Annotated in this window: 14 protein-coding genes; 5 read left to right on the forward strand and 9 right to left on the reverse strand. The window is 56.6% G+C overall.

What is annotated here, in order from left to right:
- Nucleotides 1–56: 56 nt before the first annotated feature.
- From CDO73_RS11570 to CDO73_RS11580, 3 genes are read right to left on the reverse strand one after another with little or no spacing between them, the layout of a single operon-like run.
- Complete coding sequence (locus tag CDO73_RS11570) at nucleotides 57–2,126, reverse strand: peptidoglycan D,D-transpeptidase FtsI family protein (RefSeq protein WP_088488687.1); 2,070 nt, start codon at nucleotides 2,124–2,126, stop codon at nucleotides 57–59.
- 50 nt (nucleotides 2,127–2,176) lie between these two features.
- Nucleotides 2,177–3,310 (reverse strand): transglutaminase domain-containing protein, encoded by a 1,134-nt coding sequence (locus CDO73_RS11575; RefSeq protein ID WP_256972661.1) that lies wholly within the window; start codon nucleotides 3,308–3,310, stop codon nucleotides 2,177–2,179.
- Nucleotides 3,311–3,368: 58 nt separating this feature from the next.
- Complete coding sequence (locus tag CDO73_RS11580; protein ID WP_088488688.1) at nucleotides 3,369–3,806, reverse strand: ATPase; 438 nt, start codon at nucleotides 3,804–3,806, stop codon at nucleotides 3,369–3,371.
- A gap of 262 nt (nucleotides 3,807–4,068) precedes the next feature.
- Here CDO73_RS11580 and CDO73_RS11585 point away from each other — a divergent pair, with 262 nt between their 5' ends.
- A complete protein-coding gene (locus CDO73_RS11585) occupies nucleotides 4,069–4,458 on the forward strand; it encodes a toprim domain-containing protein (protein ID WP_088488689.1) in 390 nt (129 codons plus the stop codon).
- Between the two features lie 61 nt (nucleotides 4,459–4,519).
- On the opposite strand, the gene cyoE is transcribed toward CDO73_RS11585, so the two are convergent.
- Nucleotides 4,520–5,446: a heme o synthase gene (gene cyoE / locus CDO73_RS11590; RefSeq protein ID WP_088488690.1), complete on the reverse strand. Its 927-nt coding sequence runs from the start codon at nucleotides 5,444–5,446 to the stop codon at nucleotides 4,520–4,522.
- A gap of 308 nt (nucleotides 5,447–5,754) precedes the next feature.
- Between cyoE and CDO73_RS11595 the strand changes: the two genes are divergently transcribed.
- The gene (locus tag CDO73_RS11595) at nucleotides 5,755–5,940 is read left to right on the forward strand and encodes a hypothetical protein (protein WP_088488691.1); all 186 of its coding nucleotides are present in this window, start codon (nucleotides 5,755–5,757) and stop codon (nucleotides 5,938–5,940) included.
- A gap of 252 nt (nucleotides 5,941–6,192) precedes the next feature.
- Here the strand turns inward: CDO73_RS11595 and trpS are convergent, their stop codons facing one another.
- The 3 genes from trpS to CDO73_RS11610 form a co-directional block, all read right to left on the reverse strand.
- Nucleotides 6,193–7,179: a tryptophan--tRNA ligase gene (trpS, locus tag CDO73_RS11600; protein WP_088488692.1), complete on the reverse strand. Its 987-nt coding sequence runs from the start codon at nucleotides 7,177–7,179 to the stop codon at nucleotides 6,193–6,195.
- Between the two features lie 529 nt (nucleotides 7,180–7,708).
- Nucleotides 7,709–8,116: an O-methyltransferase gene (locus tag CDO73_RS11605; protein WP_088488693.1), complete on the reverse strand. Its 408-nt coding sequence runs from the start codon at nucleotides 8,114–8,116 to the stop codon at nucleotides 7,709–7,711.
- A 223-nt stretch (nucleotides 8,117–8,339) separates the two neighbouring features.
- Nucleotides 8,340–10,142, reverse strand: coding sequence for a M3 family oligoendopeptidase (locus CDO73_RS11610; RefSeq protein ID WP_088488694.1), 1,803 nt, complete (start codon nucleotides 10,140–10,142; stop codon nucleotides 8,340–8,342).
- Between the two features lie 178 nt (nucleotides 10,143–10,320).
- Here CDO73_RS11610 and CDO73_RS11615 point away from each other — a divergent pair, with 178 nt between their 5' ends.
- From CDO73_RS11615 to CDO73_RS11625, 3 genes are all read left to right on the forward strand, one after another.
- On the forward strand, nucleotides 10,321–10,494 hold the full coding sequence (locus tag CDO73_RS11615) for a YycC family protein (protein ID WP_088488695.1): 174 nt from the start codon (nucleotides 10,321–10,323) through the stop codon (nucleotides 10,492–10,494).
- Nucleotides 10,495–10,498: 4 nt separating this feature from the next.
- The gene (locus CDO73_RS11620) at nucleotides 10,499–10,729 is read left to right on the forward strand and encodes a hypothetical protein (protein ID WP_088488696.1); all 231 of its coding nucleotides are present in this window, start codon (nucleotides 10,499–10,501) and stop codon (nucleotides 10,727–10,729) included.
- A gap of 541 nt (nucleotides 10,730–11,270) precedes the next feature.
- The gene (locus tag CDO73_RS11625; protein ID WP_088488697.1) at nucleotides 11,271–11,738 is read left to right on the forward strand and encodes a hypothetical protein; all 468 of its coding nucleotides are present in this window, start codon (nucleotides 11,271–11,273) and stop codon (nucleotides 11,736–11,738) included.
- Here the strand turns inward: CDO73_RS11625 and CDO73_RS11630 are convergent.
- Together CDO73_RS11630 and CDO73_RS11635 are read right to left on the reverse strand one after the other, a co-directional pair.
- Nucleotides 11,735–13,063 carry a 6-phospho-beta-glucosidase gene (locus tag CDO73_RS11630; RefSeq protein ID WP_088488698.1) on the reverse strand — a complete coding sequence of 443 codons (1,329 nt, stop codon included), beginning with the start codon at nucleotides 13,061–13,063 and terminating at the stop codon, nucleotides 11,735–11,737. The two genes, CDO73_RS11625 and CDO73_RS11630, sit on opposite strands and share 4 nt — an antisense overlap.
- The gene (locus CDO73_RS11635) at nucleotides 13,063–14,037 is read right to left on the reverse strand and encodes an N-acetylglucosamine kinase (protein ID WP_088488699.1); all 975 of its coding nucleotides are present in this window, start codon (nucleotides 14,035–14,037) and stop codon (nucleotides 13,063–13,065) included. The genes CDO73_RS11630 and CDO73_RS11635 overlap by 1 nt, the downstream gene beginning before the upstream one ends.
- Between the last annotated feature and the right edge of the window lie 13 nt (nucleotides 14,038–14,050).

Consider the following 14,050-nt stretch of genomic DNA (forward strand, 5'->3'; position numbering starts at 1 on the left):
TTCGAAGCGGTGCTGCTTCCGTACTATTCGATTAAACGCGCGCGGTTTCCGTTTCGTTACGGATTTTGCGTCTGCGCGTTCGGATCGGCCGTGCCGTCGGTATTGGTCTGCGGCAGCGACTTCTTCGGTACGCCGTCCAGTCCGTATTCGTAATCGTACGCATCGAAGATCTTCCGCGCGATCGGCGCGGCGCTCTGCGAACCGAATCCGCCTTCCGGCACGACGACCGCGACGGCGAGTTTCGGATTTTCGCGCGGGGCAAAGGCGACGAATACGCCGTTATCGATATCCGTTCCGCGAATATGCTGCGTAGACGTACCGGTTTTGCGCGCGAAGTCGTAAGGGAAGCCGTCGAAGGTACCGTCCAGTTTGGTGTTCATGCCTTTCTGGATCAGGTCCCAATACTCGCTCGAGTATTCGGCTTTGTTCAATACTTCGCGCTTCGCTTGATACACGACGGTTCCTTTGGAATCGGTGATCTTATCCACGATATGCGGCTTCAGACGCTCCCCGCGGTTCGCCAACATGGTGACGTATTGGGCAAGCTGCATGGTCGTGTATTTGCCCTGCTGTCCGAAAGACGCATACGCCATCCGTGTCAGCAAGCTTTCTTTGGTATTCGTGTAGTCCGTGGTACCGGATTGTTCGCCGGGCAGATCGACTTCGGTCGGCACGCCGAGTCCGAACTCGTTCATATGCTTGGTCCATACGTCGATGACGCCCGATCCGTATTTGTCCAACAGAGGCTTGCCGACCATGTCGATCATGAACGTATTGGAAGACTCTTGAATCGCCGTTCGCGGGTTGATATAGCCCAGATAGTGTCCCCCGGCGTTCTTGATCCCTTTCTTGTCGGCTTTGTTGAGATAAGTGATCCCGTCGTCGAAGTAAGTCGATCCGGGATTGAACAAGCCTTCTTTGAGACCGATCAATACCGACAGCGGCTTGATCGTCGACCCCATGTATACGACGGATTCGGCTTTGTTCCGCTTATCGTCCGGCGCTTTGGCGCGGATCGTACCGTTTACGTACAAATTTTCGATCTCGTTGTAATGGTCCGCCGAGATGCTGCCCGCGTTGTAATAGTTGGCATCGAAATCCGGCATGCTCGCCATCGCGACGACTTTGCCGGTATCGACTTCCATCGCTACGGCGAAACCGGTCGACACGTAAGGCTTGGTGCTTCGCAGCACGCGGATTTGATCCGAAATCGCTTTTTCCGTCTGCGTTTGCACGTTTTTATTGATGCTCAGCCAGACGTCGTCGCCTTTTTGCGGAGCGACGATCTGTTCCGTACCGCCTTCTTTGGCCATGCTCTGCGGCGTGATTTCGATCCGCTTGTAGCCGTTCTTGCCCCGAAGATATTTTTGGTACTCTTGTTCCACCCCGTAATAACCGACAATTTCGTCTTCGAGATATTGAACGCTCGGATCGGGATTGGTCTTCTGCTCCTGGTAGATGTCCTGATAGAACTGGAAGTTCTTGTTCTCGCGCACCGATTTGAACTTCGAGAGATAACCGACCGTCTGTACGGCCACCGAATCGGGATCGTACGCGCGCGTGGTCTCTTCGACGACGTCGAGCGTCAGCACGCCTTTGAACATATTTTTGTTTTCTTTGAAATAAGCGACTTCTTGCTCGTTCAAGTTCGTGAGAATCTTGCGCGGCATATAGCCGTAATGCTTGATGTTCTCCAGATCGAGCCGATCTTTGCCCAACATTTCTTCCAAAGTCGGCTGTTCGCCGGACGGATTCAGTTCTTTGTGCTTGGCGAGCAGTCGGTTGACCGCTTCTTTGACTTCCGGACGGTTCTTGACTCCCGCTTCGTCGTTCGAGAAATTTTTCAACGGCGTAGCGTACAACGTCTGCGTCGGCATCGAATACGCGATCGGTACCTTATCCGCCGAGTAGATCGTGCCGCGCACCGGCTGCATCGGAATATCGCGCGTGGCCTGACTCACGGCTTCTTCTTTCAATTGCGGCCCTTCGACGAATTGCAGCATGGCCGTCCGGACGATAATCACGGAGAAAATGACGAACACGCTGAAAAAAAACAAATTAAGCCGCAGCCCGAAGCTGCGTTGACGACGCACTTCCTGCTCCCGGTCTTTATCCTGCACTTTCATGGGCGCCTCCTCTTGATGTTTCCTTTAAGCTGCGTAAGGCGATGCCGCGGCTACCATACGCTCTGCCGGATATGCGTCTTCGCAAAGTCTTTTCGATCGAACCAGTCTCCGCCCGAAGCCCAAGTGGAGTCAAGCTCGATCCAACGCTTCTCTTCTCGCGAATAGACTTCGTTCCACGCATGCGGACCGTATCCGCCCTGCCCGTCTCCTCCGAGTCCGGTCACGACGCGGACTTGCAGTCCGACGGAGCGCGCCATTACGGCATATAAGCGGGCGTAGTCGATGCAGACGCCGAGACGCGTATCGTACGTTTCGCGCGGCGTCTGTTCATGCCAGATTCCTTTGGTTTCATAAGCGTCGACTTTGCCGTAATCGTAGCGAATTCTCGTACCGACCCAGCGGTACAGCTTTTTCGCCCTTTCCGCGTCGTTTCCGCTTCCCGCGATCTTCGCCGCCGCCTGTTCGATGTCCGCCGGGATCTCCCGGTCGATGACATTGTATTTCTGGCGAATCATGCCGTCCAACTCGGCCGCGGCGGCTCCTTTGAGCACCGGCAGTTTGCCGCTGATCCATTCGCCGACCGCCGGTTCGAACACGTGCTGCTGGGCGTAACGGTAAGCCGGCGAAGACTCCGCGTAGCGGCTGAGCGGACTGCCCGGCCAGACGGACGTCAGCAGGAACAACAGCGCGAGCAGCAGCGCGCCGCGCCAAGCTCCGGCCGCAAGGCCGAGTACCGCGCCGCCTAAACGGTCGAGAAAAGCGTTACCCGCGCGGCGCTTGCTTTTCTTTTTCTTCGGCCGCTCTTCTTCCGACGGAGAACGCCATCTGCCGAGCAGCGTCAGCGCGGTCAGACAGACCGGGTAGATCAGCAGGAACAACAATGCAAGACGCAGCAGCGAGAAATCGGAAACGAAACCGAGCAGCGCGTAACCGGCCGTTTTCCACTGCGGCAGCTCGCCGGCCGGTCTGGCCAAGATCAGGCGATCCGCCCAATCGCGCGCGTAAGGCGAAGCCCAACCCGCGAGCAGCAGCGCGGCCAGAATCCCCAGTACCCGAAGCAGCAGCCGGCCGAACATCGAACCCAATCCGGCGGCCGTTCTGCGCGTTCCCAGATAAGCGCCGCGCAGCATCGAGAGGATCAGTACCGCCAGCAGCAGCAGGGTCACAAGATCCGTATTCGGCACTTCCGCCACCTCCCGTCCTTTGGACGCGTGCTCCGCGCGATTCCCCTGCGCAGATCGGTCATTTCCGGCTCTGCGCCGCGCGAATCAGCGCGTTCACCTGTTCGCCGCGTTCCCACTCGCCCAGCGAGACGCCCCGATAAGTCACTTCGACGGTCTTCGCGTTCGGCTTGCCTTCCAATTTGAGGCTCGGCGTCTGGACCGTGAAGGAACCGTCGGCCGCTTTCTTGAACGTCGCTTGCGCGGATTCGTCTTTGAGCATCTTAAGCGCTTCGCTCTGAAGCTTCGCTACCGCTTCGTCTTTCACGCCCGTTACGGTATTCTGAATTTGATCGATCGACACGCCGCTGTATACGACCAGCGCAACGACGATGACGATCGCGATCGCCCATTTGAGCATCGTCTTCACTACATTTATGACCAGCAGCACCGCTACCAGCGCGATCAGAAGAATCAGCCAGTTCTGCCTGACGAATTCGAGCCACACTTCGGTATTCAACAGGCTTGCCCCCGTTCTTCTCGTTATTTTCGCGGCGCCCGCGCCCCTCGTTTCCCGGCGGGCTGCGCGCTTTTCAATTATACAGGAACCCGAGGCCCTCTGTCAGCTTTCGCGCCAAGCTCTTTTCCTCTTTTGCAATCGTTGCCCGGCGCGGTACGCCGACCGAAAATAACGTTAGGTTTCGCCTTTGATTGAATTCGGTCGACTCACTGGGTAAACTTATTAAAAATCAAGTTTTCGAACGTCAGGAGGCGAACGGCTCATGACCGTTACCATCATCGTGGAAGGCAAAAACGACCGCAGCAAGCTTCGTCGTCTGCTGAACGACGATATCCGCATTCTGTGCACCTTCGGCACGCCGAACTCGTCCAAGCTCGAATCGCTGTATACGGAAGCGAAACAGGACGAAGTCTATCTGTTTCTCGATAACGATTCGTCGGGCCGCAAGATTCGCGCCCTGCTGTCCGACTTGTTCCCCGACGCGGATCATCTGTATACCCGGCGCGGTTATGCGGGAGTCGAAGGCACTCCGGACGAATACGCGGTGCAGCAGCTCGAAAAGGCCGGACTGGACGAATTTATCGTCTATCCGGAGTCGATGCTGCGTCCGCAGCCGGAAGCGGAGCATGAACGCCGGCGATCCCGCGAATAACGAACAAAACCGCCTTCCGCTTCCCGAAGGAGGCGAAAGGCGGCCGCTTTTCGCGCCGCTCTTAATGAACGGTGTCGATGATCATCAGCAGGAACGTGACCATCATATAATAGATGGAATACATGAATACCTTTTTGCCCCAAGCGTCCGGATCTTGGCCTTTGGCCAGTCCTTTGACCGCGAAGTACAACCACAGCGCCGTGATGGCGACCGACGCGATCGTGAAGATCAGTCCGACGTAACCGTAAGCGTACATCAGGATCGGCACCGGCAGCAGCAGCACGATGTAAGGCAGCATCTGCCATTGCGTACGGCGGATGCCTTTGACGACCGGCAGGATCGGGAATCCGGCCGCGCGGTATTCTTCGACGCGCCGGATGCCGAGCGCCCAGAAGTGCGGCGGCTGCCACAAGAACATCCACAGGAACAGCAGGACCGCTCCCATGTCGATCCGATTGGTCACGGCCACGTAGCCGATGACCGGAGGCATCGCGCCGGAGATGCCGCCGAGCGACGTGCTCCAAGTCGAGGTGCGTTTCAGCCACATCGTGTACAGCACGACGTAGGCGAACATGCCGATCGCGCCGCAGACGCCGGTCAAGACGCCGCAGAATCCGAACAGAATAGCCAATCCGAGCACGCCGAGCACGATTCCGTAGGTCAGCACGATTCCGGGCGCGATCTTGCCGGTCGGCAGCGCCCGATTCTTGGTCCGTTCCATCTTGGTGTCCATCTCGCGGTCGAGATAGTTATTGAATACGCCGGAAGCGCCCACGATCAACATCGTGCCGGCCAGCGTGGCGATCAGGTTCGCCCAGTTGATATTCCATTGCGAAGCGAGCCAGAAACCGGCCAGCGTCACGAACAGATTCGAGCGCAGGATGCCGGGCTTCGCCAGCGTTACGAAGTCTCTCCAAGTCGCCCGCGCATCCGCGCCGTCCGACACGGGAGAAGCCTCCGAAGCTGCATAATTCAACGATTTGCTCACGCGTTTGTTCCTCCTTTTGCGTTCCGATTCGCATTTTCCAATCATGCGAGAGTACGATAAATAACTAGAATCGGCTTCATAATGAAGCCGAGAACAGGTATCGCTATGAAATTTATCATATCAAAGGCCTTTCTAATTGCCAATGATTCCCGAAACAAGTTCGATAATTTGACAATTTCATGAGATTTTCATGGCATTCTTCAAAAAAGATGTGGAAATTTCTTCGTCGATGGGTACAAATAAAATGGAAATTTTGGATTTACGGCCGCCAAGTGAGGTATACTGAAAATAAAAACGGAGGTTATCCGATGAATAAAGGTCTGGCTCTGTGGTTTGCCGTATCTTCGATGGCTCTTGTGACGCTCTCCGCCATCTTGATCAACGAAAGTCCGCTGCTCGCCGTCGGCGTGTTCGCCGTCGCGACGTTGAATATCGGTTGGGGATTCGTGACCAAAGCGCGGATCCAGCGCAAAACGAACAGCGGGAACGTTTAAGCGCCGCTTCGCTCCCCGGATGTATGTAACGCATAAATCCGCGAATCGAAACGTCGATTCGGCCGAAAATGAAAGCGTTAGCGCGGGCGATCGCGCTTCGTCCATGATCATGGGATCAAAAAAGCTGCTTTGCCCTCTTTCGAGGGACGAAGCAGCTTTTTTGCGAGGATCGCGCGCGGCAGGCGGATCTGTGCGACAGGCGCGTTCGGCAGCCGAGCGTCGCGCAACTTTAACCCTCCGCCGGAACGCGGCTCAATATTTCGGCAGGAAGCCCATGCGTTCGCGAACGCCTTTCATCGTTTCTTCGGCGACGGCTTCCGCGCGCTGCGCGCCTTTGGCCAGAATGCGTTTGATCTCGCCGGATTCGCGAATCTCGCGGTAACGCTGCTGAAGCGGCTCCAATACGGAGACGACGGCTTCGCCCAGTTCTTTTTTGAACGCGCCGTACAGTTTGCCGTCGAAATGCGCTTGAACCTGCTCGAGCGTCATGCCCGTACATTCGGCATAGATGCCCATCAGGTTGCTGATTTCCGGTTTGTTGACCGGATCGTACAGCACCGCGCCGCCGGAATCGGTCGTCGCGCGGTTCATCTTCTTGCGAATCACGTCCGGCGGATCGAGCAGAGCGATATAGCTGCCCGCGTTGGCGTTGCTCTTGCTCATCTTTTTCGAAGCGTCGTCGAGTCCCATGACGCGCGCGCCGACTTTCGGGATATACGGTTCCGGCACGGTGAAGAACTTGCCGAAACGGCTGTTGAAGCGGCCCGCCAAGTCGCGAGTCAATTCCAAATGCTGCTTCTGGTCTTCGCCGACCGGCACCAGATCCGCTTGATACAGCAGGATATCCGCGGCCATCAACGAAGGATAGACGAACAATCCCGCGCCTACGGAATCTTTGCCGCCCGATTTGTCTTTGAACTGCGTCATGCGTTCCAGCTCGCCCATCGCGGTGAGCGTCGTCATCAACCAGCCCAACTCGGCGTGCTGCGGCACGTGGGACTGCATGAAGATGTTGGATTTCTCCGGATCGATGCCCGCCGCCGCGTACAGCGTCGCTACCGATTCGGACTGCTCGCGCAGCGCGGCCGGGTCCTGAGGAACCGTGATCGCGTGCAGATCGACGACCGAAAAGAAACATTCGTAATCATGCTGCAAAGCGACGAAATTTTTAATGGCCCCGATGTAGTTCCCGATCGTGAGCTGACCGCTCGGTTGGATGCCCGACAAGACTTTTTTCATGATTTTCATTCCTCCGTGTTGTGAATTGAAAAGCCGATCCCCGGCAGACGACCGAACGCAAAAAAGGCCCCGCGTCCGCAAGGGACGTGAGACCGTGGTGCCACCCTTATTCATCGTTTGGCTGTTGTGCGCCAATGCACAGCTTTCTCCGACGCAAGCAGGATAAGCTGAACAAGCAAGCGCCGGAACGCAAACGATCTTGACCGTTCCGATAACGGAGAACGGAAACCGGCCGGTCTACTGCGGGCCGCGATTCGCGGAGGAATCGCCCCGGTTCGACGCGGCGCTCAGGGGTCCATTCGGACGGATGGTCTTCGCCGGCTCGCATCGGCCGCCGGCTTTCTGCAGAAAACGATATCCGCTTACTTCTCCCCGTCATCGCGTTGCGCTGTACGAATTGCTTCTCATCTTACAAGCCGCGAACGCGCTTTGTCAATCGGTTCCGCTTCGATCGCGTTTTCTATCGCTTCGATGCCGCGTGCTTCGGCTCCCCTTCCGAAAGCATCGCCTTGCGCCGGGCAAGCCCGGATCAATAAAGCTCGGAACGAGCTTCCTTATGCAGCTGTTTCGGATACCGAATCATGCTGCTGGCCATGTTATAGTTCGATTCGAACTGAGCGTCGACGACCAGATCGGAACGGCGCAGCGCGAATTCGTAGCTGATCTCGCCGTGCGTCCAGTTCTTTTTGTAATTCAGCGATTCGATCGCCATATTACGAAAAGTATGGATCTGTCCTTCGTTCAGTCCTTGTTCAGGACCTTCGACATGGCCGTCCCGACCCGCAAGCGGAGTATGGCGAATCCCGAATTTCCCGACCACATTGTTGCGAATCTGCACGAAAACCGTGCCGGATTCCAGTCCCGACAATTCCTCGCTCAATTCTCTGAACACGATGTCAAGCTGCCTGGGAAGCGAATATTCGTTGACTACAAACATGATAGTCCCCCTCATCATTATGTTCCATCCAAAGCTGATACCGGTATGTAGCTCTTGAGGCCTATTATAATTTGGTAAATTGGTAACTTCAATATAAACCCAGAAAATTGGGCAAATATGACCATTAAAATATAAAAAGAACTCTTTTTTTCAGTCATTATTATATAAAAAGCGATCAGATTCGAGTCTGATCGCTTTTTTTCGACTTTTCGATTAGGCTATCTTATTTTACTTTTGCTGCCGTCAGCTCAAGGAAAGTCCGAACGTCGGAGGCGCTGACGTCGACCGCGGCCTGCCAGAAGTCCCGCTGCGTCAGATCGACGTTCAAGTGTTTCGAAGCCAGTTCTTCGACGGTCATCCGGCCGGTATCGAGCAGCAGCGCGTCGTATTTTTCCGCGAAGCCCGTCCCTTCCTGCTGCGCGCGCGCATAGATGCCCGTGCTGAACAGGTACCCGAACGTATACGGGAAGTTATAGAACGGCACGCCCGTATTGTAGAAATGCAGCTTGGACGCCCAGAAATGCGGATGATAATCGCCGAGCGCTCCGCAGAACGCTTCTTCCTGCGCTTCGACCATCAGTTTGCTCAGATCCTGCGGCGTCAGCAGACCCCCGCGGCGTTTCTCGTAGAAGCGGGTCTCGAACAGGAAGCGCGCATGGATGTTCATGAAGAACGCGATGGAACGCTGAATTTTATCGTCAAGCAGCACCAGTTGTTCTTCTTCGGTCGCGGCCTTGCGCACCAGCGAATCGGCCACGATCATCTCCGCGAACGTCGAAGCCGTCTCGGCCACGTTCATCGCGTAACGTTGGCTGAACGTCGGCAGCTCGTCCATGACGTGCTGATGGTAACCGTGTCCCAGTTCGTGCGCCAGCGTGGATACGTTCGAAGCGGTCCCGCTGTACGTCATGAAGATCCGCGTCTGCTTGGTCAGCGGCAGCGACGTGCAGAATCCGCCCGGACGTTTGCCTGCGCGGTCTTCCGCTTCGATCCAGTGGTTATCGAACGCGCGCTGCGCGAAGTCCGCCATGCGCGGGCTGAAGCTGCGGAACTGCTCGACGATCAGCTCGGCCGCGTCGTCGTAAGCAATCTTCGATTCGGATGCCCCGATCGGCGCGTCCACGTCGTGCCAGCCGAGCTTCTCTTGGCCGAGCAGCCGCGCTTTGCGGTTCAGGTATTCGACGAACAAAGGCTTGTTGTCGGTAATGACCTGCCACATCGTCTCAAGCGTTTTCGAAGACATGCGGTTGATCTCCAGCGGTTCACGCAGCGCGTCGTTCCAGCCTCTTTTTTCGTACAAAGCCAGACGGAAGCCCGCGAGATGATTCAGCGTATCCGCGCAGTAATCTTCGACGTCGGTCCAAGCCTGCTCCCAATTCCGGCCCATCTCTTCGCGCTGCTTCGGATCGGCGGAACCGAGTTTGTTCGCCGCTTGGGCCGCCGACAGCAGCTTCGTTTCGCCGTTCTCTTCGCAGCGCACGCGCACATGACGCACGATCGTGTTATAGAAGCTGCTCCAGCCTTGATACCCGTCGACCGACAGCGAGAGCGCAAGGCTTTCCAGCTCCGGCGACATTTTCTCGCGGGCTTGGGAACGGCTTTCGCTCAGGTTAAACGAAATCGGGGCGACGCTTGCGCGCTGCATCCAGCTTGTCCATACCGCGTCTTCCGTATTTTGCAGCACGCTGTCGAACGTCGCCACCACGCTCTGCCAGCGGGCGCGGATCGAACCGACGCGGGCGGACAACTGTCCCGCTTTCTGGTCGTTCTGATCCTGCGCGCTCAGACAGCCGACGAATGCTCCCGCTTGACGGAAACGAGCCGATACATGCTGCACTTCTTCGAACAGCGGATCGAAAGCGTCGGTCTCTTCGCCGGAAGTCGGCGGACGCAGCCCGTCGATCTTGGCTCTCAGCGAGTCGACGTCGGCCGATAATTGATTCAAGAACCCGTCGAATTCGTCCGAAGACGAACCTCCCGGGAAGATCGTCTCCAGATCCCAAGTCTGTCTCAAACGTTTGCTCATGTGGTCTCTCACCTTTCGTCTTTGTAAATATGTAAGCTTTATCCTATAGTGTTGACAAGGTACCAGCCGGCACCGTCCGTTCGCGAAGCCTTATAGCGTTCGTTCAGGCTCCGTGTTACAGTATAACTATAGCGAAAACCCCTGATGAAGCCAAATCTGACACTGGAGGGAAGACACCATGAGACCTCTTCAAATCTCGCCGGACACGGCGATCAAACTTTCCAAAGAATTGAATGTTCCGATCGAACAGTTGATGCATATGCCGCAGCACATCCTGATGCAGCGCCTCGCGCAGATGGCTCAGAAAGAAGCCGCCGAAGCGCAGCCCGAAACGCCTAAGGAGAACGAATAAGCTGATGATTCCTTTTGAAAAAGCATTGCCGTACGACCTCGTGATGGGCGACCTCACGGTTCCGAACTGCCCGTTCTGCGGCGCGGAAAACGTCCTGCTGCCGATCAAACCGTCGGAGATCCAAGATATTCGGACCGGCAAAAAACGGCTGACCGTTTTTCCGTGCTGCCACGGAAGGTTGACGGTGCTGGACTGCGACGACGATTATCTGATGACGGATACGGTGGTCAAGTAAGGTGGGGGGCGGCGGAACGTAGATGCGGAGTGGAACGTCCGAGCGGCGTCCGGCGAAAAGTTCGGTTCCGTCGCTTCCTGTAATCGGGAAATTTGATTGGACTGGAACCTTGTCAACCTTACTTTGACTTTGACAAGGTGTTGGGAGAAGCAAGTGGAAATTTCCCGATTACAGAGGCGAACGCTTAAAAGTTTTCGCAAGAAAACTCGCATCGGAAGCCTAAGCAGGCTCTTCACTCGAACTTTTCGCCTTCCGCAGTTACGTTCGCGGAGGGAGAGGAATAAAATCAAGAGCAAAAAGACCTTAGATGCCGAATCGGCTTCTAAGGTCTTTTTACTTTGTACGTTACTTTGTGCTTTATACGTTCCTTTGTGCGTTCGTTTATGCGTTGCCCGTCTGTTAATGTTCTTCGTGATTATCCGGTCTTTATAAGCGTTTAATCCCTAAAGAGATTTCTTAAGCCTCTTCAAATCGTAAAGAAAATCGTAAAGACTTAGAATCGGAAGGATCAAGATCGCAACTCTCCGGAAAGGAGCATCTCATGAACCTCTTAAAAAACTCGCGTTTTTACCTGACTCTGCTGCTGATCGCCGCGCTGGTATTGGCGTATGCCAACTACCGTTCCGCGCAGCAAAATTCGCAAGCGGCACATTCGGTGCAGCAGAAGATCGATTCCGACTTTTTGGCGAACACGGAGCTGATCCGAGAATCAATAGACACATGGAAAGCGTCGCCCGACTCGAAAGATCTTCAAGTCCTGCAAAGGTCCGTCTCGAAAGCGGCTGCTCTTGTGTCTTACACCTCTTATGCCGAGCATCAGCCATATCTGCTATCGGTATTTGGACAGATGGACAATTGGGTCGTGAATCTGCAGTTCCGTCCCGTTTCTTGGTCTGCGGAAGACCGCAAAGCATGGATTGAACTGTTGGATAAGCTGTCGGAGAATCCTACGGACTTCGACACGCTGAACGCGTTGGTCCTCCGGCTGGCCGAAGCCCGGGCTTCTTAACGTACCGCGGCCTGCGCCGCTTCGCTCGGGAAAAAGTTATCCAGATACGCCCGGTTCCGCTCCAGCATCTCGCTCAGCATCGCTTCGGCGTCGTTCACCGACGGTACCAGCGGATGATGGGCCAGCGCCGCCAGCGCCAGCTCGCGGCTGCCGGTCACGGCCGCTTCGATCGCGAGCCGTTCGTAGGTCTTCACGGCATGGATCAAGCCTTCGGTGGCTTCCGGAACGATCTGTACCGGTACCGGAACGGGGCCGGTCTTCAGCACTTTGCAGTTCACCTCGATGCAGGCGTCGTCCGGCAGGAAATCGAGGATGCCGTTATTGGCGACGTTCAGCGTCTGGATGTCGCCTTTGTCGTTATGCAGCGAGTTCATCAGCTTCACGGCCGCTTCGGAATAATAAGCGCCGCCGCGCTGTTCGAGCTGCTTCGGTTTCTCGGCCAAGTTGATGTCCTGATACAGCTCGAACAATTCGTCTTCGAGCCGCTGCACGGTCTCGGCGCGGGTCTCGCCGCGCGCGGCCGCTTCCTGCTGCTCGGCCAGCAATTCGCGGTGCAGATAGAAATATTTGAGATAATACGACGGGATCGCATGCAGCGCGCGCAGCAGATCGCCGTTCCATTCGTACTGCGGCACGTTGCGCGCCGAATACCCGTCGCGGTTGCCGAGCAGTTCGTCCATCTTCGATTCGCCGTCGATCTCGATCCGGCTGATATAATGCAGATGGTTCAGTCCGGCGAACTCGCAGTAGATCCGCTCCGCCGGCACGTCGTACAGCTTGGACAGCCATTTGTAAGCGGCGATCGGCGAATTGCAGAGCCCGATCGTCTTGATCGACGAATGTTTGTTGATCGCTTCCGTGACCATGCCGGCCGGATTGGTAAAGTTCAGCAGCCAAGCATCCGGGCATAGTTCTTCCATGTCCCGGGCGACTTCCAGCAGCACGGGAATGGTGCGCAGCGCTTTCATCATGCCGCCGGGACCGGTCGTTTCTTGGCCGATCATGCCGTATTTGAGCGGGATCGTCTCGTCCCAACCGCGCGCTTCGAGCAGGCCCACCCGCATCTGCGTCGAAACGAAATCCGCGCCTTCCAGCGCCGAACGCCGATCCAGCGTCAGCTTGACCTCGATCGGCAGCCCGGACTTCGCGACCATGCGCTGCGCCAACTGCCCGACGATCGACAATTTGCGCTGCCCGCGTTCGATATCGACCAGCACGATTTCCGTTACGGGAAACGTTTCGTAATTCAGGATAAATCCTTCGATCAATTCGGGCGTATACGAAGATCCTCCGCCGATGACCGCTACTTTCAACTTTTTACGCATTATAGACTCGCCGCCTTTACGCTTAATTGCTGCTGAATCCGTTCGTAGACTTCTTCTTCGATCGCGCCGTCTCCGCCGATCGCCATCAGCAGCGAACCGGCAACGGGTTCCGACGCCAATACGGTCAAGGTGCATCCCGGCGCTTCGGCGCGCAGCTCCGCGTCCAGATAAGGCGCGATATACCGGCTGTCGCCTCGGGTCAAGATGCTGCCGGCCATCACCAGATCGAAGACTTCGCTCTCCATGTTCAGCTTGCGAACGACGGCGCTTGCCGCCCGTCCGAGTTCCCGCCCCTGACGGGCCAGAATCTCGCGAGCCGTTCCGTCATGTTCGGCCACTTCGAACAGCAGCTTCGCCAGATCGCTCGGAATCCGCCGCCCCGTATCGAGATAATGATGGAACATCTCTTCTTCGGAATTCATCTCCAGCACGCGAAGCGTCGCCCCCGACAGTTCGGTCGCTTCGTCGCGGCCTTCCCAAGCTCGAATCACGGAACGAAACACTTCCACGGCCAGATCCGAACCCCCGCCGAAATCGCCGAACGCGTACCCGAACCCGCCGACTTGAAGTTCCTGTCCGTCGCGGTTGATGCCGTAACAGTTGGTCCCCGTGCCGCAGATCACGACCACGCCGTGCGCATGCCGCGTTCCGGCGCGAAGCCCGATCACGGTATCGCAGACGATCTCGTGCGCTCCCGTTTCCAGTCCCGCGATCATCGGCCGCAGGATGCGGAAATCCGCTTCCCGGTCGGCTCCCGCCAGGCCGAATACGGAACGTTTAAGCTGCCCTTTGCGAATGCCTGCCTGCTCCAGCGCTTGATCGACGGCCGAGCGGATATTGCGCTCCGCGATCTCCGCCCCCAATTGATGATTGCCGCAGCCGCTCGCCGCCCGGCCTACGATGCGGCCCGCTTCATCGCAGATCACGGCCAGCGTCTTGCTGCCTCCTCCGTCCACGCCCAAATAATAATCCAAGCCCTTCCCTCCC

This window comes from Saccharibacillus sp. O23 (assembly GCF_002205895.1).
Lineage (GTDB): Bacteria > Bacillota > Bacilli > Paenibacillales > Paenibacillaceae > Saccharibacillus.

Excerpts from the sequence above, each read along its gene's own strand:
- CDO73_RS11570 (WP_088488687.1), bottom strand. The coding sequence starts at position 2,126 with ATGAAAGTGCAGGATAAAGACCGGGAGCAGGAAGTGCGTCGTCAACGC.
- CDO73_RS11585 (WP_088488689.1), top strand. The coding sequence starts at position 4,069 with ATGACCGTTACCATCATCGTGGAAGGCAAAAACGACCGCAGCAAGCTT.
- CDO73_RS11595 (WP_088488691.1), top strand. The coding sequence starts at position 5,755 with ATGAATAAAGGTCTGGCTCTGTGGTTTGCCGTATCTTCGATGGCTCTT.
- trpS (WP_088488692.1), bottom strand. The coding sequence starts at position 7,179 with ATGAAAAAAGTCTTGTCGGGCATCCAACCGAGCGGTCAGCTCACGATC.
- CDO73_RS11605 (WP_088488693.1), bottom strand. The coding sequence starts at position 8,116 with ATGTTTGTAGTCAACGAATATTCGCTTCCCAGGCAGCTTGACATCGTG.
- CDO73_RS11610 (WP_088488694.1), bottom strand. The coding sequence starts at position 10,142 with ATGAGCAAACGTTTGAGACAGACTTGGGATCTGGAGACGATCTTCCCG.
- CDO73_RS11615 (WP_088488695.1), top strand. The coding sequence starts at position 10,321 with ATGAGACCTCTTCAAATCTCGCCGGACACGGCGATCAAACTTTCCAAA.
- CDO73_RS11620 (WP_088488696.1), top strand. The coding sequence starts at position 10,499 with ATGATTCCTTTTGAAAAAGCATTGCCGTACGACCTCGTGATGGGCGAC.
- CDO73_RS11625 (WP_088488697.1), top strand. The coding sequence starts at position 11,271 with ATGAACCTCTTAAAAAACTCGCGTTTTTACCTGACTCTGCTGCTGATC.
- CDO73_RS11630 (WP_088488698.1), bottom strand. The coding sequence starts at position 13,063 with ATGCGTAAAAAGTTGAAAGTAGCGGTCATCGGCGGAGGATCTTCGTAT.